Source organism: Leisingera sp. M658, assembly GCF_025144145.1.
Lineage (GTDB): Bacteria > Pseudomonadota > Alphaproteobacteria > Rhodobacterales > Rhodobacteraceae > Leisingera.
The window spans coordinates 4,153,044-4,168,812 of sequence record NZ_CP083546.1 but is presented as its reverse complement, the minus strand read 5'-3'; the positions used below and the strand labels follow the sequence as shown (position 1 = coordinate 4,168,812).

The following is a 15,769-nucleotide window of genomic DNA, read 5'->3' as shown; positions in this document are numbered from 1 at the left end:
CCTAGGTTCCAACTCCAGTTGCCACACACTCATGGAGACATGCATATGTCCACCGTAGCCGTCACCGACGCCACTTTTGACGCCGAAGTCAAGAACTCCGACATCCCCGTTGTGGTGGATTTCTGGGCTGAGTGGTGCGGTCCCTGTAAGCAGATCGGCCCCGCTTTGGAAGAGCTTGCCGCAGAATTCGGCGGCAAGGTGAAAATTGCCAAGGTCGATGTCGACAACAACCCGAACTCCGCCGCCGCCATGGGCGTGCGCGGTATTCCGGCGTTGTTTATCTTCAAGGACGGCCAAGTTGTTTCGAACCGCGCCGGCGCCGCTCCCAAAGCCGCGCTGCAAAGCTGGATCGAAGACTCGATCTGAGCCTGATCCCCATTTTTTGGATTTCAGAGGGTTGTCCCCGCGGGGACAGCCCTTTTCTTTTGCCCGTGTACGCTGGTGTATCTGCGGACGGCAAACTGGCTCTTTCCATTACCTCCATTGCCTGCAACGGTCCGGCCCGGAACAGATACAGGAGGCACAATGGCTAAGACTCGGGTATTGGTGGAATTCGGCATGGGCACATCGCTCAGGCGCGAAGATTACACCGAAGCTGCCCGCCGCGCGATCAAGGACGCGCTGTGGCACAACTCCGTCAGCATGGCGGAACTGTTTGATTTCTCAAAAGAAGACATGATCATCGACGCAGAGATCGGTGTTCAGAAACCCGAAGCCGTGGACAAGCATGCGCTGCTGGAGATTTTCCCCTATGGCCGGCCCAGCATCCGGGTTGTGGAGGGTGGCCTCAATATCGAAAAGCCCCACGGCGGCTGCACGGTGATCGCCAATGCGGCCGTGGTTGTGTCCTTTGACATGGAGGCAGCGGAATGACCGAAAAACGCATCATCCTGGAAATGGGCACCGGCAATGACCTGTATGGTCAGGATTACACCAAGGCGGCCCGCCGTGCGGTGCAGGACGCGTTGCATCATTCCTCGATCACGCTGTTTGCCAAGCTCGGGATTGATCACAGCGAAATGCGGGTGGACGTGACAATCGGTGTGCAGCAGCCGGAGGCAGTGGATTGCGATCTGGTGGCCCAGGATTTGCCGCGGGGCCGCGCCAGTGTGCGCGCCGTGATGGGCGGGCTGAATGTAGAGGATGCAGAAGCCGGAACGCGTCATGTGGTCGCCACGGCTGCGATCGAGGCCTGGCTGCCCGATCAGGCTGGCAAGTATAAAACCAGCGTCCAAAAATGAACAAAGCCGCCCGGTTGCGGGCGGCTCATTCAAAACTGTTGATCATCTGATATCAGATATTGGCGATATCAGCGCGGTTCATGCCGATGTCTTCCAGCTGAGCGTCCGACAACCGGGCCAAAGCCTTGCGGGTTTCACGGGTCTCGTTCCATTCCACGAGAGCAGTTTTCACGTTGATCAGTGTGTCGACCACACGGAGAACGGTGACTGCTCCGAGCGGCGCATAGATGTTTGCGGTAGTCATAGCGCTAGTCCTTCTGAGAAACAGCCGACCCTGTGCCGGTTGTGAGCCCCATGTAGGATACCCACCTGAGTCTCACAATTGCCGGTTCATCAGCCCCGAATTGCATTTTTTGCATAGCAGTGAACAGCCATGCAGCTGCTGCCCGGCAGTGGACTTTGCGCGTTCTCTTGTGCCGGCGGTGGGATGGTTCCATATAGAGGGCAATAAAGCGGAGGCACAAATGGCAGACGATCAATTCCCCGGCTGGCACGGCACCACCATCATCGGCGTGAAGAAGGATGGCCAGGTTGTCATCGCCGGCGACGGCCAGGTATCGCTAGGCCAGACGGTGATCAAGGGCACAGCCCGCAAGGTGCGCCGCCTGTCGCCGGGCGGGTTTGACGTGGTGGCGGGATTTGCCGGATCAACAGCCGATGCATTCACCCTGCTGGAACGGCTGGAGGCCAAGCTTGAGGCAACCCCAGGCCAGCTGGCGCGGGCAAGCGTGGAACTGGCCAAGGACTGGCGCACCGATAAATACCTGCAGAAACTGGAGGCCATGCTGATCGTCACCGATGGTGCCGACATGTTCGTGATCACCGGTGCCGGCGACGTGCTGGAGCCTGAGCACAACGTGGCTGCCATCGGCTCCGGCGGGAACTTTGCCCTGGCGGCCGCCCGCGGCATGATGGACAGCGGCAAATCCGCCGAACAAGTGGCCCGCGATGCCATGGCCATCGCTGCCGAAATCTGCGTCTACACCAATGGCAACCTCACAGTTGAGAGCATAGGCCAGGAAGGCTGACATGACCCAGATTGATCAAATTGATCTGCGGGCTGCTGTAGGGTCCGGCTTGCTGTCCGAAGCCCAAGCTGCCTCGCTTCTGGCATTGGCGCACAGCCGCAGAGGCGCACGGGAAAACCTGGCGCCTGGAGATGAACCCTTTGAACTGTTCAAGGGATTCAATGAAATCTTCATTGTGATCGGGCTGTTAATCCTGGCCTCTGGCTGGATGGCCTTCACAGCGGTTGATCTGGCCGGGTCAATCGGCGGCTACCAGGACAAGGCCGTCTATTCTGCCATCGCCGGTGCAGCCGTGCTGTGGATGCTGTCTGAATACTTCATCCGCCGCCGCCGGATGGTGGCACCCGCGATCGCACTCTCGCTTCTGTGGGCCGGCAACGCCGGTACCGGTTTTTCTGCAGGCTACTCCCAGCCCTTCATGATTGCGCAAAACGATTTTTCGAGCCTGCCGCTACCATTTGCGCTGGCCACCGTTGCCATTGCTGTTTTCTGGCTGCGCTTTCGCGTTCCTTTTGCGATGGCACTGATCGCCTTGGGTGTCTTTGTTCTCGCCCTGTTGTCAGGATCGATACAGGCAGGCACTCCTGCCGGCATAAGCGACCTTTTCCTGCTGTCGGCCAGCGGACCGTTTGCCTGGATCACGCTGGCCGTCGGATTGACCGTGTTTGCAGCAGCCATGGCCTTTGATCTCAGCGATCCGCACCGGGTAACCAGACGCTCGGCCCAAGGTTTCTGGCTGCACGTCGTTGCAGCGCCGGCTCTGGTGAATACTATTGCGCTCAGCTTGCTGGAGGCCGGCACCTCAGGGTCCAACATGCTGCTGCTCGGTGTGCTGCTGCTGTTTGCCATGATCGCAATCATCATTGACCGGCGTTCGTTCCTGATTGCCGCAATCGGCTATAGCGTTACCCTTGCAGGAACTGTTTTCAACGGTGAAGGCACCGCAATTACCATCCTGGCGCTCGGCGTGTTCCTGGTCGCTTTGGGGGCTTTCTGGAGCCATATCCGTGCTGCGCTGCTCTCCCTCTTGTCTGGCGTGCTGCCGCTTGACCGGCTGCCGCCATCCCACTGAAACGGAAGTACCAATGACTGATTTGACCCCACGCGAAATCGTTTCTGAACTGGACCGTTTCATCATCGGCCAGAAAGAAGCCAAACGTGCCGTTGCCGTGGCCCTGCGCAGCCGCTGGCGGCGCAAGCAGCTGGCTGATGACCTGCGGGATGAGGTGTACCCGAAGAACATCCTGATGATCGGCCCAACCGGTGTTGGCAAAACCGAAATTTCCCGTCGTCTCGCCAAACTGGCACGCGCGCCCTTCATCAAGATTGAGGCGACCAAGTTCACTGAGGTCGGATATGTGGGCCGCGATGTAGAGCAAATCATCCGGGATCTTGCAGACAGCGCCATCGCCCAGACCCGTGAATTCATGCGCGAGGATGTAAAAGCCAACGCGCAGAAAGCTGCCGAGAACCGGGTGCTCGAAGCGATTGCCGGCTCAGACGCGCGTGAAGCCACCCGCGAAATGTTCCGCAAGAAGCTGAAATCGGGTGAACTCGACGACACCGTGATCGAACTGGATGTTGCAGACACATCCAACCCGATGGGCAATATGTTCGAAATACCCGGCCAGCCCGGCGGCAACATGGGTGCGCTGAACCTGGGCGATCTGTTCGGCAAGGCGATGGGCAGCCGCACCACCCGCAAGAAGCTGACCGTTTCCGAAAGCTATGAGGTGCTGATCAGCGAAGAGGCAGACAAGCTGCTGGACGATGAAACCGTGACCCGCATCGCGCTGGAGTCGGTGGAGCAGAACGGCATCGTTTTTCTGGACGAAATCGACAAAGTCTGCGCGCGCCAGGAAACCCGCGGCGGCGACGTCAGCCGGGAAGGCGTGCAGCGCGATCTGCTGCCGCTGATCGAAGGCACCACTGTCAGCACCAAACACGGGCCGGTCAAGACCGACCACATCCTGTTCATTGCCTCCGGCGCGTTCCATATCGCCAAACCCTCGGACCTACTGCCGGAGCTGCAGGGACGTCTGCCGATCCGGGTAAGCCTGCGGGCGCTGACCGAAGCGGATTTCGTGCGTATCCTGACCGAGACCGACAACGCATTGACCCTGCAGTACACTGCTTTGATGGGCACGGAAGAGGTTGAAGTGACCTTTACCGAAGACGGTATCGCCGCGTTGGCCAAGATTGCCGCCGAGGTAAACCAGGCCGTGGAAAACATCGGCGCACGGCGGTTATACACAGTAATGGAGCGGGTTTTTGAGGAGCTGTCATTTACTGCGCCGGACCGGTCAGGCGAAGCGGTCACTGTGGACGCAAGTTTTGTGAAGAAAAACCTCGGCGAGCTTGGCCGTTCCGCGGATGTCAGCCGTTACGTGCTCTAAAACACCTTACCTATCGCAGCCACTGGACTTTGGCGGCAGGTGCAGTAGCCTGCCGCCTATTGATTGAGGTGAACAATATGCACGGGCTGCGCCTGATTTCCGGTGTGATCATGGTCCTTCTGGCGGCCTGTACTGACAGATCTTTTACGCCAACAGTTCCAGAAGCGCTGGAACTAGGCACTTCCAAGACCATTTTCGCAGCCACAAACCGCGAACCGCTGCCGGACGGCACCTTTGGGTCAGAGCGCACCGATGGAGTCAGCCTGCTTGAACTCACAGTTTCAATCCCGCCGGATCATAAGCCCGGCTCGCTGAAGTTCGGTTACGCAAAGCCAGACCCCTCCACTGAATTCACCATGGCTGGACGAAAGACATTCGCGACAGAGGCGGCCTTTTCCGCCCGGCTGCAGCAAGAGCTGGCAAAGTTTCCCAAAAAGGAGCGCGAAGTCACGGTTTTTGTTCACGGCTTCAACTCCACCCAGGCCGAGACCGCTTTCCGGGCTGCCCAGCTGACTCACGACATTAATGTTCCCGGGGCAACGGTCATCTATTCCTGGCCAAGCAAGGGCCGCCCGCTGGGTTATGCCTACGATGGCGACAGCGTGCTGTTTGCCCGCGACGGGCTGGAGACACTCCTGCGCAAACTGCGCGCCTCCGCGGTCGAACGGATTGTGGTTGTCGCCCATTCCATGGGCGGGCTGCTCACGATGGAAACCCTGCGCCAGATTGAGATCAAAACGCCTGGCTGGACAGCGCAGAACCTGGGCGGTGTCATCCTGATGTCACCTGATCTGGATGTCGACGTGTTCAAATCCCAGATGCAGAGATTCAAGCAGGTGCCGCAGCCGTTCCTGATTTTCGTTTCACGAAAAGATAACGTCCTGACCCTGTCCCAGCGCCTGCGCGGTCTGAATGGCCGTGAAAGACTGGGAAATCTGGATAGTATTGACGCGGTCAGCGGTCTGCCGGTGGAAGTGATCGACACCACAGCCTTTGCAGATGAAGCGGAATCGCAGCATTTTGTGGCAGCCTCGTCGCCGGCGCTGATTGCCCTGTTGAACGGTGCGCGGGAAACCGCAGACACCTTCACGCACAGCCAGGACCTGTTGCAAAAGATTCTGCCGGGTCAGATTGTTATTCAGGACAGCACCATCAAGGTTGCACTGGAAAGCACGCCCGCGGACAACAGATAAGCGCCGTCAACGGCTGCGTCTGAGATAAACGTAATAGGCGCCTTCACCGCCATGGCTGATATGGGCAGGGGTGACCTGCATCACCGCTTGCGCCAGCGGCGGCAGTGACAGCCATTGCGGCACCTTGTGGCGCAGCACCCCGCGCGGGACCGGCATCGGGCCTGGCTCATCACGGTCCTTGCCCTTGCCGGTGATCACCAGCACCAGCCGTTTTCCGGAGGCCTGGGCAGACAGGATAAACCGGGTGAGGGCAGGGTGCGCCGAGTCGATCCTCATGCCGTGCAGGTCCAGCTTTCCTTCCGGCCTAAGTTTGCCGCGCTTCATGCGGCGGAAGGATTTCTCATCCATCTGCACCGGATTGCCGGCCAGGCTGCGGGCAATCGAAGGCTTCAGATCGTGTTTCAGCGGTTTGGGCTTGGCGCGGCTTCCAATCTCAAACGGATCCAATCTCGGCTCAGGGTGTTTGACCGGTTTGGGTTTCGGCATCGGCGGAGCAGGGGGCGTGGAATGCGCGCCCGGATGTATACGTTCTGCGTGTTTCACGACCTTGTGCCAGAGGTCGATCTCATCTCCTGTCAGTTTCCGCCGTGTCATTCAAAGGTCTTCCGGCAGCATCGCATAGGCCCGCTGGATCGGCAGCAGAACCACCATCCGCCCAGGGTCTTTCATGGTTCCAGCAGTCTCGCCGGCGGCGTCACCCGTACCGACAAAAATATCAGCCCGCTGCGCGCCCTTTATTGCGGATCCGGTATCCTGCGCCACCATCAGACGGCGCAGCGGCATATGCCCGTCCTTCTCCACCCAGACCGGCGCACCCAGCGGAGTGTATGCAGGATCGGCGGCAATGGTGCGCATAGGCGTGACCGAGCGGTTCATCGCGCCAAGCGGCCCTTTGGAGGCAGCCACTTTGCGCACTTCGCGAAAAAACACATAAGACGGGTTGTGGAACAGCAGCTCCTTGCCGTCCGACGGATTGCGCCGGACCCAGGATTTGATCACTTGGGCGCTGACCTGATGGGCGTTGTAGACACCGCGGCGCACCAATTCCTTGCCGATGGATTTATAAGTGTGGCCATTGGCACCGCCATATCCCACCCGGATCATAGCGCCATCCGGCAAGCGGATCCGGCCAGAACCCTGGATCTGCAGAAAAAACAGCTCCACTGGGTCATCCACCCAGGCAATCTCCAATCCGCGGGCTTCCATGACACCGCTGGTCAGAATGTCCCGCCGGGGCAGCCACAATCCGGTGCCGCGGGCCTCGGGCGGCATCTTGTAGACGGGATAGCGAAACCGGCCTGTCGGGTAGCGGGACCCGTTCAGCTCCGGCTCGAAATAGCCGGTGAACAGAGCCTGATTGCCATCCTCAATCAGAACCGGGCGGAAAAACAGTTCGAAAAACGCCCTTGCCCCTGCGGGGGTCTGCGATTGCGCTGCTTTGCACAAGGCAGCCCAGTCGGGATCCTTCAAGTCCTTGCAGGTTCCCAGAAAAACCTGAAGTGCCTGAGCATGATCGTCTTTTGCCCAGCCATCCAGCTGGGCAAAGTCCAGGATGCTGGACACAGCTTCTGAATGCGCCCCGGAGGCGGTCATCGCGGCACCTGCGATTGCAGCTGCCCCAAGTACCCCCCGAAGCGCCGCAATCATGCGTCCGTCGCTACCAGCTGCCAGTTGGGGTCATCGACGCCCATGTTGCGGGCAAAGACCCAGGTGTCCTTCTGACGCTTCACTGCCTTGGGGTCGCCTTCGACAATGTCGCCGCCGCGGTCGCGGACAACGGAGGTCATCTCACCAACAAAACGCATGGTGATCTCAGCGCGGCCCGTTTGTGTGTCAAGCGTGGCATCCGCCACAGTGGTTTCACGCACGCCGATAAACTCAGCCTCGATCTTGAACCCCTGATCCTCACGCTGCGCAACGGCATCTACAAAGCTTTCGAAGACATCCTCGGCCAGGAACGGCTGGATGTCGTCCAGATTGCCATGCTCAAAGCCCATCAGGATCATTTCGTATGCACCGCGTGCACCCTGAACGAATTCCTGGACCTGGAAGGATGGCTCAACCCGCTTCATCGCAGCCAGGGCCTGGGCTTGCGGGCTGTCTTCGGCCACATAATCGGTGATGTCGCGGTCCGGGCCGCCTTCGATCACTTCCAGATCGGGGCGGCGGCCCCGCGCTTCGGATTGCGGCAGCGGTGGCTTTTCGAAACCTTCGCGTGTCCCAAGTACGCTTTTCAAGCGCAAGATCAGAAACACGGCGATACCGGCCAGAACCAAAAGCTGAATCACAGGCGACTCCATGGATACCTCATGCTAGGCGTTCGTGCTTTGTTTGAAACCAAAGCGGTCAGACCTTATGTAGGTGACGTGCGGGGGCAAGTCTACCGCCCGGGCGTATGATCGTAAGGAAACTCCATGTATCTCTTCCTGGCCTTTCTGATGGTTCCCATCATTGAAATTGCTTTGTTTATTCAAGTTGGCAGCGCAATCGGGCTGTGGCCGACGCTGGCCATCGTGGTTCTGACTGCGGTGCTGGGGACTTGGCTGGTGAAAACCCAGGGCCGCATGGCAATGGGGCAGCTGCGCACATCGTTCCAGCAAATGTCCGATCCGGCCGAACCTTTGGCCCATGGGGCTATGATCCTGTTCGCCGGCGCGCTGCTGCTGACCCCTGGATTCTTTACCGACGCCTTTGGCTTTGCCCTGCTGATACCGCCGGTGCGGCTGGCAGTTTACCGCTACATTCGGTCCCGCGTAACAGTGGCGCAGTTCCAGATGGGGCCCGGCAGCATGCAGGGCCGCAACTACCCTGGAACCGCCGGCAAGCCGGATGATATCATTGACGGAGATTTCGAAGATGTGACCCAAGGTGAACGTCCAAACACCCCGTCAGGCTGGGTTGACGGCCCCCGTTGAGCTACCCGGACCAAGCTGCTAAGCACGGTCAAAAGCATATTTTCAGGAGTATCCCGATGGCCGAAAACGGCGAAGCCCAGCAGCAGCCGCAAGTCCAGATGAACGTTCTGGGACAGTTCATCCGCGACATGTCGTTTGAAAACGTGATGGCGCAAAAAGGCACCGGCGGCGAAGTGCAGCCCGACGTCAGCGTTCAAGTGAACCTGGATGCGAAAAAACGCTCGGCCGAGAATCAGTATGAAGTTGTCACCAAGCTGACTGTTGAATCCAAGAACAAGGAAGGCGGCGAGGTCCTGTTTGTTCTGGAACTGGAATATGTCGGCGTGTTCAACATCGCCGGCGTGCCGGAAGACCAGCTGCACCCGTTCCTGCTGATCGAATGCCCGCGCATGACCTTCCCGTTCCTGCGCCGCATCGTGTCGGATGTGACCCGCGACGGCGGCTTCCCGCCGCTGAACCTGGACAACATTGATTTTGTGGCGATCTATCGCAACGAACTGGCCCGCCGTCAGACCGAAGCGGCAGCAGCAGCCCCTACCCAGTAACGTTTCAGATATTCGGAATAGAAAACGCCGCTGGGTTTCAGCGGCGTTTTTCTTTTGCGGATCTGACCTTGGGTCAGGAGACGTTCCACAAAGCCTCTTCGCCCAGCTTGGCCACGAATTCTTCATGCGCTGCCAGCTCCTCTGCGGTGATCCGCTGGGGCAAAGCCGAGGGGCGAGGGGCGGGGCGCCAGTCATCTTCCACCTTTGCAGTGCCGGAAGCCGACTGTGCGGACAGGCCAAAGTCCGGCTGGCGGCCGCCGATAAGCTCCAGATAGACATCGGCGAGAATTTCAGAGTCGAGCAAAGCCCCGTGCAAGGTGCGGTTGGCATTGTCGATATTGAAGCGCCGGCACAGCGCGTCCAGCGTCGCCGGCGAGCCGGGAAACCGCTTACGCGCTATCGCTAGCGTGTCGAGCGCCTGTTCCATCGGCAGTTTTGGCAGGCCCATCCAGCCCAACTCGGCGTTCAGAAACTTCATGTCAAAGCTGGCGTTGTGAATGACCAGTTTTGAGTCCTGCACGAAATCCAGGAAACTCTGCCCAACCTTGGCAAAAACCGGCTTGTCCCGCAGCGTCACGGCGCCGGGTTGAGGCTTTTGCGGCGGCTCCAGCAGGTCAGGACCGATGCCGTGGACCGAAAACGCCTCGGCCGGCATCATCCGTTCCGGATTGATATATTCGTGGTACGTCTTGCCAGTGGGCATGTGGTTAAACAGCTCTACCGCACCGATTTCAACAATCCGGTCACCGGAAAACGGATCAAACCCGGTGGTTTCGGTATCAAGAACGATTTCACGCATTGGCCTGTTTGCTCCTGATGTCTGCAAGGATTGCTGTCACCTGCGCCTTGGCGTGCTCCAAGGTGTCTGTTTCGATCACGTAATCGGCGCGGGCGCGTTTTTCCTCAATCGGCATCTGCTTCTGCAGGATATGCTCGAATTGCTCAACCGTCATCGTTCCGCGGGCAAGAACACGTTCCTTTTGTGTCTCTGCATCCACGAACACGCAAGCGACCGCATCCATTTCTGCATCACCACCCGTTTCAAACAGCAGCGGAATGTCAAAGACCAGGATATCGCTTTGCGCTTCTTTGCGGAACTCTGCCCGGTCCTGTGCGACAAGCGGATGCACGATGGCTTCGATATGCTTCAGTGCATCAGGGTTTTCCCCGATGATACGTTTCAACACAGCACGGTTTACCGCGTCATCCTCGATCGCATCAGGAAAAGCTGTTTTCATTGCCTGAACCGCTGCGCCTCCCGCGCTGTAAAGCCGATGCACGGCTGCATCTGCATCCCAAACCGCACACTCCCTGGCGGCGAACAGCTTGGCAGTGGTGCTTTTGCCCATTCCGATAGAGCCGGTAAGGCCGAGGCTGAAGCTCATCTTAGAGCCGCCGCCCGCGTTGCGGCATCCACATCCGGGCGGTGTCCGAACCAGCGTTCGAACCCTGGCACCGCCTGATGCAACAGCATGCCCAGCCCATCAACCACAGTGCAGCCAGCCTCCTCAGCCGTCTGCAGCAAGTCGGTTTTCAGCGGCGCATAGATCAGATCAGTCACAACCGCATTCGACTGCAACCCATCCATTGGAACACGCAAACGCGGTTTGCCGATCATTCCCAAAGAGGTGGTGTTCACGATCAGCGCACCCTCCTCGATGACATTGCCGGCCTGTACCCATTCGACCACCCGGATACGGTTGCCGAAGTCCGAACGCAACTGGTCAGCCCGGCCGCGGGTGCGGTTGGTCAGCAGGATCTCCGGCACTCCTGCTTCCAGCAGTGAGGCAACAACCGCGCGGCAGGCGCCGCCAGCGCCCAATAAAACTGCTGGGCCGGATTGCGGATCCCAATCCGGTGCTCCCTGATGCAGATTGGTGATGAAGCCGTAGCCGTCAGTATTGTCAGCCAGGATTGTTCCATCTCTGCGAAAAATCAGCGTGTTTGCGGCGCCGATCAGTTTAGCCCGGTCTGTGACCTGGTCCGCAATCTCCATCACCGTTTCTTTGTGCGGAATGGTGACATTCGCACCAACAAACCCCATTTTAGGCATCATCCGGACGGTCTCGGCCAGATCATCAGGTTCCACATGCATCGGCACATAGTGGCCGGAAATGCCATAGGTGTTCAGCCAGTGACGGTGCAGCTGCGGTGATTTGGAGTGTCCAACCGGACAGCCGATCACGCCGGCGAGCGGGACTTTTGCTGTTGTCATTGCTCGATTACCCCTTGCAAACCCAAGTAACTGATAAGCTCCATCAGCGGCAAGCCCAAGACATTAAAGTAGCTGCCATCAATGCTGGCAAACAGCCGCACACCTTCTTCCTCCAGCTTGTATGCACCCACCGCATGGCGGATGCTTTGCCAGTTCCGGGCGGCATAATCCTCGATATATGTATCAGTGCATTTCCGCATGACCAGACGGACTTGTCCGACATGGCGCCAGATGGGCTCACCGTCGCGGTAAATCACGGCGGCAGACAACAGTGTGTGCCGTTTGCCCCGCATCTCCTTCAACTGAGCCACCGCTTCATCGGCACTGACAGGTTTCGAAAGAAGCCTTCCCTCGAATTCAAGTACCTGATCACATCCCAACACAAGCTTTCCAGGACGCTTCCCGCTGATCTTGCGTGCCTTGGCTTCCGCCAATGCATCGGCGACATCGCGCGGCAGAGCCTCTTCAGCCAAGAGCGCGGACTTGATCGCCTGCTCGTCCAGACGCGGTACATCAGTTTCAAATTTTATCCCGGCCTGACGCAGCAGTTGCGCCCGGATTTCGGAACCTGAAGCCAGCACTATGTGGGCAGTCATGTGGAAAACCCCGTGGGAAAGAAGCAGACGGTTTCAGAACGTTTTGTATGGTTTTCCGCGGTTAAGTAAAGACTCCCGGGCTTGACGCAAATTCCGGGATTCAATTCGCTGAGTCGTCCTTTGTGGGGCAGGATAACTTTATTTTCGTGGATATGCCGGCTCTCCCCGGATCATCCCGGCGTTATCCCCAAGCATCGAGGAGTGAACACAGCATGAATGCACCTTATTTCTAAGGCGTTAAAAAAACTTCATGCCTCCTGTCCCGTCCCATCTGGAATCTTATCCCTGCTGGGGATAAGCGGAGGAGGATTCACTTATCCACCGGAATCCATGCACACTACAAAAACATCATCCTTCTAATATATCTTTAATTATTAGGGTGATCAGATCTGACCGGGGAGAACTGCCCATGGACCTGAGCGACCTGATGTTCACGCTCTACCCGTATGCCAAATCACTGCACATCATGGCTGTGCTCAGCTGGATGGCAGGGCTATTCTATCTCCCCCGTTTGTTCGTGTATCACGTGGAGCAGGCAGAGAAGGTCCAGGACACAGTGCCGATCTTTCTGCAAATGGAAGATAAGCTCCTCCGGATCATCATGCGCCCCGCAATGTATGTGTCTTGGGCCGCAGGGCTGTTTATCGTGCTGACTCCTGGGATCGTTGACTGGACCTATGTTTGGCCGTGGAGCAAGGGCGTATCCGTGATCGCCATGACCTGGTTCCACCATTGGCTGCTGTTCCGCTATCGCGACTTTTCTGCAGGAAAGAACGGACTATCGGGCCGGCAGTTCCGGATGATGAACGAAGTGCCAACCGTCCTGATGGTGGTGATTGTTGTCTCGGTGATCTTCAAATTCTAGCGCAGAGGCACGGAAAGGGGCCTGGCAACCCCGGAACGCCTGCAGCCGGCGTTTGACTCATCTGAAACGAGTCCCTATGTATGGCACTCAGCGGGCCCGTCCGGGCCACCGTGTTTTCCAATCCTGTCGTGTGACCAACCCCTGGGTAAACGGGGGAGTAGAGGCCGTATCTATATGACCGTGCAATCCCTGAATCTCGCTGACCTCAAGGCGAAAAGCCCAAAAGCTCTGTTGGCTATGGCCGAGGAACTGGAGATCGAAAACGCCTCGACTATGCGTAAGGGCGAGATGATGTTCCAGATCCTGCGTGAACGCGCGGATGAGGGCTGGGATATCAGCGGTGACGGCGTGCTAGAAGTGTTGCAGGACGGTTTTGGTTTTCTGCGTTCGCCTGAGGCCAACTATTTGCCGGGACCAGACGACATTTATGTGTCACCCGACATGATCCGCCAATACTCTCTTCGTACCGGCGACACTGTTGACGGCCAAATCAAGGCGCCGCTGGAGACAGAGCGCTACTTTGCGCTGACCAATGTTACCTCGATCAATTTTGAGGAGCCTGAGAAGGCACGCCACAAAATTGCTTTTGACAACCTCACGCCGCTGTATCCGGATGAACGGCTGAAGATGGAAGTCGAGGATCCCACCATCAAGGATCGCTCAGCGCGGGTGATCGACCTGGTGGCACCGATCGGCAAAGGCCAGCGGTCGCTGATCGTGGCGCCGCCGCGGACCGGTAAAACGGTGATCCTGCAGAACATCGCGCATTCGATCGAGAAGAACCATCCTGAGTGTTACCTGATCGTTTTGCTCATCGACGAGCGCCCGGAAGAAGTGACGGACATGCAGCGTTCGGTGAAAGGCGAAGTTGTGTCTTCCACCTTTGATGAACCTGCCACTCGCCACGTGGCGGTGTCCGAAATGGTCATCGAAAAAGCCAAACGTCTTGTAGAACACAAACGAGATGTTGTTATCCTTCTGGATTCAATCACAAGGCTTGGTAGAGCCTTTAACACTGTTGTGCCTTCGTCAGGCAAGGTTTTGACCGGCGGTGTTGATGCAAATGCCTTGCAGCGGCCCAAGCGGTTCTTTGGTGCTGCCCGGAACATCGAAGAAGGTGGTTCTCTGACCATCATCGCCACCGCGCTGATCGATACCGGCTCGCGTATGGACGAAGTGATCTTCGAAGAATTCAAAGGCACCGGCAACTCGGAAATCGTGCTGGACCGGAAGATTGCGGATAAGCGGGTGTTCCCTGCCATCGACATCCTCAAGTCCGGTACCCGGAAAGAGGAGCTGCTGGTCGACAAAATCGATTTGGCCAAGACCTTTGTGCTGCGCCGTATTCTGAATCCGATGGGAACTACAGATGCGATTGAGTTCCTGTTGTCCAAGCTGAAGCAGACAAAGTCGAACACCGAGTTCTTCGACTCGATGAACACCTGATCGGGGCGGGCGAGTAAAAAAGGGCCATCCCATGGACACGATCTTTGCGCTGGCCTCCGCACAGGGGAAGGCCGGAGTTGCGGTGATCCGCATCTCAGGTCCAATGGCGCATGAAGCCGGCGCGCAGCTTTGCGGAGGCGTTTTGCCGGCGCGGGGCAAAAGCCTGCGTATCTTACAAGATGATTCAGGTGAGCGCCTGGATGAAGCTTTGGTGCTGAGCTTTACGGCTCCCAAGAGCTTCACTGGAGAAGATACCGTTGAATTTCAAGTACATGGAAGTACGGCTGTTGTAACAGCGGTGCTTGAAAATCTAGGCCGCCTTACGGGTTTACGGATGGCTGATCCGGGCGAATTCACTCGTCGCGCTTTAGAAAACGGTAACCTGGACTTGGCTCAGGTCGAGGGGCTCGCGGATTTGATTGACGCGGAAACAGAAGCGCAGCGCAAGCAGGCACAGGTTGTTCTTGCCGGCGGGCTTGGGAAGTTGGCTGAGACCTGGCGCACCAATCTGATCCGCGCGGCTTCCTTGATCGAAGTAACAATTGATTTCGCTGACGAAGAAGTGCCGGTTGATGTAACCCCGGAAGTCTCCGCGCTGCTGTCTGAAGTTCAAGCCGGCCTCGAAAGAGAGACAGACGGGGTGAAAATTGCGGAGCGAATCCGCAGCGGGTTCGAAGTGGCCATCATTGGTGCACCCAATGTCGGAAAATCCACATTGCTGAATGCGCTGGCCGGCCGCGAGGCGGCGATCACGTCTGAGTTTGCCGGGACTACCCGCGATATTATCGAAGTGCGTATGGATCTGGCCGGCTTGCCAGTCACTTTATTGGACACTGCAGGTTTGCGGGATACCGACGATCACGTCGAGGGTATTGGCATCGCTCTAGCGCGGAAGCGCGCCGAAGATGCGGACATGCGTGTGTTTTTGGCGGAAGATGGTGATATTCTGGACGTCGAGATGGAGAATGGTGATATCCGTCTTCGCCCTAAGGCCGACCTCCGCGAAAACGCGGCAGATGCGATCTCAGGCAGGTCGGGTCAGGGAATCGACAAGCTTGTCGAACACATTTCATCGGTTCTTCAAAAGCGCTCGACTCAAGCCGGAATTGCGACTCGCGCTCGCCACCGGGATGCTATGCTGTCTGCGTTGGTTAGTCTGGCCGAAGCACAGGTTATCCTGTCGCGTGGTTCGGAATTCTATGATATTGCCGCCGAAGAAATGCGCTCGGCGATCCGAGCGCTGGAGACGCTAGTGGGCCGGATCGGTGTGGAGAATCTCCTTGATGAGATTTTCTCGAGCTTCTGCCTGGGAAAGTGAAGGAGTGTTTC

At 57.9% G+C, this 15,769-nt stretch carries 20 protein-coding genes; 12 read left to right on the top strand and 8 right to left on the bottom strand.

The genetic code is table 11. From position 1 onward, the window contains the following. The first annotated feature begins 45 nt into the window (after positions 1 to 45). The 3 genes from trxA to K3724_RS20320 all read left to right on the top strand — a co-directional run bounded on the left by trxA (position 46) and on the right by K3724_RS20320 (position 1,241). Complete coding sequence (gene trxA / locus K3724_RS20330) at positions 46 to 366, top strand: thioredoxin (RefSeq protein ID WP_027256960.1); 321 nt, start codon at positions 46 to 48, stop codon at positions 364 to 366. Positions 367 to 525: 159 nt separating this feature from the next. Beyond that, on the top strand, positions 526 to 873 hold the full coding sequence (locus K3724_RS20325) for a Lin0512 family protein (RefSeq protein ID WP_259988681.1): 348 nt from the start codon (positions 526 to 528) through the stop codon (positions 871 to 873). Beyond that, the gene (locus tag K3724_RS20320) at positions 870 to 1,241 is read left to right on the top strand and encodes a Lin0512 family protein (protein ID WP_259988679.1); all 372 of its coding nucleotides are present in this window, start codon (positions 870 to 872) and stop codon (positions 1,239 to 1,241) included. Before K3724_RS20325 ends, K3724_RS20320 begins: the two co-directional genes overlap by 4 nt. Positions 1,242 to 1,293: 52 nt before the next feature. Here K3724_RS20320 and K3724_RS20315 read toward each other — a convergent pair whose 3' ends face one another. After that, positions 1,294 to 1,485 (bottom strand): DUF1127 domain-containing protein, encoded by a 192-nt coding sequence (locus K3724_RS20315; RefSeq protein WP_259988677.1) that lies wholly within the window; start codon positions 1,483 to 1,485, stop codon positions 1,294 to 1,296. 220 nt (positions 1,486 to 1,705) lie between these two features. On the opposite strand from K3724_RS20315, the gene hslV reads away from it, so the two are divergent. The 4 genes from hslV to K3724_RS20295 all read left to right on the top strand — a co-directional run bounded on the left by hslV (position 1,706) and on the right by K3724_RS20295 (position 5,858). Then, positions 1,706 to 2,269: an ATP-dependent protease subunit HslV gene (hslV, locus tag K3724_RS20310; protein WP_259988675.1), complete on the top strand. Its 564-nt coding sequence runs from the start codon at positions 1,706 to 1,708 to the stop codon at positions 2,267 to 2,269. Position 2,270: 1 nt separating this feature from the next. Next, the gene (locus tag K3724_RS20305) at positions 2,271 to 3,341 is read left to right on the top strand and encodes a hypothetical protein (protein WP_259988659.1); all 1,071 of its coding nucleotides are present in this window, start codon (positions 2,271 to 2,273) and stop codon (positions 3,339 to 3,341) included. A 13-nt stretch (positions 3,342 to 3,354) separates the two neighbouring features. Beyond that, positions 3,355 to 4,665: an ATP-dependent protease ATPase subunit HslU gene (gene hslU, locus K3724_RS20300; RefSeq protein ID WP_259988657.1), complete on the top strand. Its 1,311-nt coding sequence runs from the start codon at positions 3,355 to 3,357 to the stop codon at positions 4,663 to 4,665. A gap of 77 nt (positions 4,666 to 4,742) precedes the next feature. After that, on the top strand, positions 4,743 to 5,858 hold the full coding sequence (locus K3724_RS20295) for an alpha/beta hydrolase (RefSeq protein WP_259992706.1): 1,116 nt from the start codon (positions 4,743 to 4,745) through the stop codon (positions 5,856 to 5,858). Between the two features lie 6 nt (positions 5,859 to 5,864). Here K3724_RS20295 and K3724_RS20290 read toward each other — a convergent pair whose 3' ends face one another. Genes K3724_RS20290 through K3724_RS20280 form a run of 3 tightly spaced genes read right to left on the bottom strand, consistent with a single transcriptional unit; the run spans position 5,865 to position 8,158 of the window. Continuing rightward, the gene (locus K3724_RS20290; protein ID WP_129372673.1) at positions 5,865 to 6,452 is read right to left on the bottom strand and encodes a Smr/MutS family protein; all 588 of its coding nucleotides are present in this window, start codon (positions 6,450 to 6,452) and stop codon (positions 5,865 to 5,867) included. Further along, complete coding sequence (locus K3724_RS20285; RefSeq protein ID WP_259988655.1) at positions 6,453 to 7,505, bottom strand: murein transglycosylase A; 1,053 nt, start codon at positions 7,503 to 7,505, stop codon at positions 6,453 to 6,455. Then, a complete protein-coding gene (locus tag K3724_RS20280; protein ID WP_259988653.1) occupies positions 7,502 to 8,158 on the bottom strand; it encodes a Tim44/TimA family putative adaptor protein in 657 nt (218 codons plus the stop codon). The genes K3724_RS20285 and K3724_RS20280 overlap by 4 nt, the downstream gene beginning before the upstream one ends. A 114-nt stretch (positions 8,159 to 8,272) precedes the next feature. Between K3724_RS20280 and K3724_RS20275 the strand changes: the two genes are divergently transcribed. Together K3724_RS20275 and secB are read left to right on the top strand one after the other, a co-directional pair. Then, the gene (locus K3724_RS20275) at positions 8,273 to 8,773 is read left to right on the top strand and encodes an FxsA family protein (protein WP_259988651.1); all 501 of its coding nucleotides are present in this window, start codon (positions 8,273 to 8,275) and stop codon (positions 8,771 to 8,773) included. A 56-nt stretch (positions 8,774 to 8,829) separates the two neighbouring features. Beyond that, the gene (gene secB / locus K3724_RS20270; protein ID WP_259988649.1) at positions 8,830 to 9,318 is read left to right on the top strand and encodes a protein-export chaperone SecB; all 489 of its coding nucleotides are present in this window, start codon (positions 8,830 to 8,832) and stop codon (positions 9,316 to 9,318) included. 73 nt (positions 9,319 to 9,391) lie between these two features. Here the strand turns inward: secB and dnaQ are convergent, their stop codons facing one another. Genes dnaQ through K3724_RS20250 form a run of 4 tightly spaced genes read right to left on the bottom strand, consistent with a single transcriptional unit; the run spans position 9,392 to position 12,129 of the window. Then, complete coding sequence (gene dnaQ / locus K3724_RS20265; protein WP_259988647.1) at positions 9,392 to 10,117, bottom strand: DNA polymerase III subunit epsilon; 726 nt, start codon at positions 10,115 to 10,117, stop codon at positions 9,392 to 9,394. After that, a complete protein-coding gene (gene coaE / locus K3724_RS20260) occupies positions 10,110 to 10,703 on the bottom strand; it encodes a dephospho-CoA kinase (RefSeq protein ID WP_259988645.1) in 594 nt (197 codons plus the stop codon). Before coaE ends, dnaQ begins: the two co-directional genes overlap by 8 nt. Next, entirely contained in the window at positions 10,700 to 11,533 is an 834-nt protein-coding gene (locus K3724_RS20255; protein ID WP_259988643.1) for a shikimate dehydrogenase, read from the bottom strand. Before K3724_RS20255 ends, coaE begins: the two co-directional genes overlap by 4 nt. Beyond that, the gene (locus K3724_RS20250) at positions 11,530 to 12,129 is read right to left on the bottom strand and encodes a nucleoside triphosphate pyrophosphatase (protein ID WP_259988641.1); all 600 of its coding nucleotides are present in this window, start codon (positions 12,127 to 12,129) and stop codon (positions 11,530 to 11,532) included. Before K3724_RS20250 ends, K3724_RS20255 begins: the two co-directional genes overlap by 4 nt. Before the next feature lie 409 nt (positions 12,130 to 12,538). On the opposite strand from K3724_RS20250, the gene K3724_RS20245 reads away from it, so the two are divergent. The 3 genes from K3724_RS20245 to mnmE all read left to right on the top strand — a co-directional run bounded on the left by K3724_RS20245 (position 12,539) and on the right by mnmE (position 15,758). Next, complete coding sequence (locus tag K3724_RS20245) at positions 12,539 to 12,994, top strand: CopD family protein (protein ID WP_259988639.1); 456 nt, start codon at positions 12,539 to 12,541, stop codon at positions 12,992 to 12,994. A gap of 174 nt (positions 12,995 to 13,168) precedes the next feature. Further along, positions 13,169 to 14,440, top strand: a complete 1,272-nt coding sequence (gene rho / locus K3724_RS20240; protein WP_259988637.1) for a transcription termination factor Rho — start codon at positions 13,169 to 13,171, stop codon at positions 14,438 to 14,440. 31 nt (positions 14,441 to 14,471) lie between these two features. Beyond that, positions 14,472 to 15,758, top strand: coding sequence for a tRNA uridine-5-carboxymethylaminomethyl(34) synthesis GTPase MnmE (mnmE, locus tag K3724_RS20235; protein WP_259988635.1), 1,287 nt, complete (start codon positions 14,472 to 14,474; stop codon positions 15,756 to 15,758). Positions 15,759 to 15,769 lie beyond the last annotated feature (11 nt).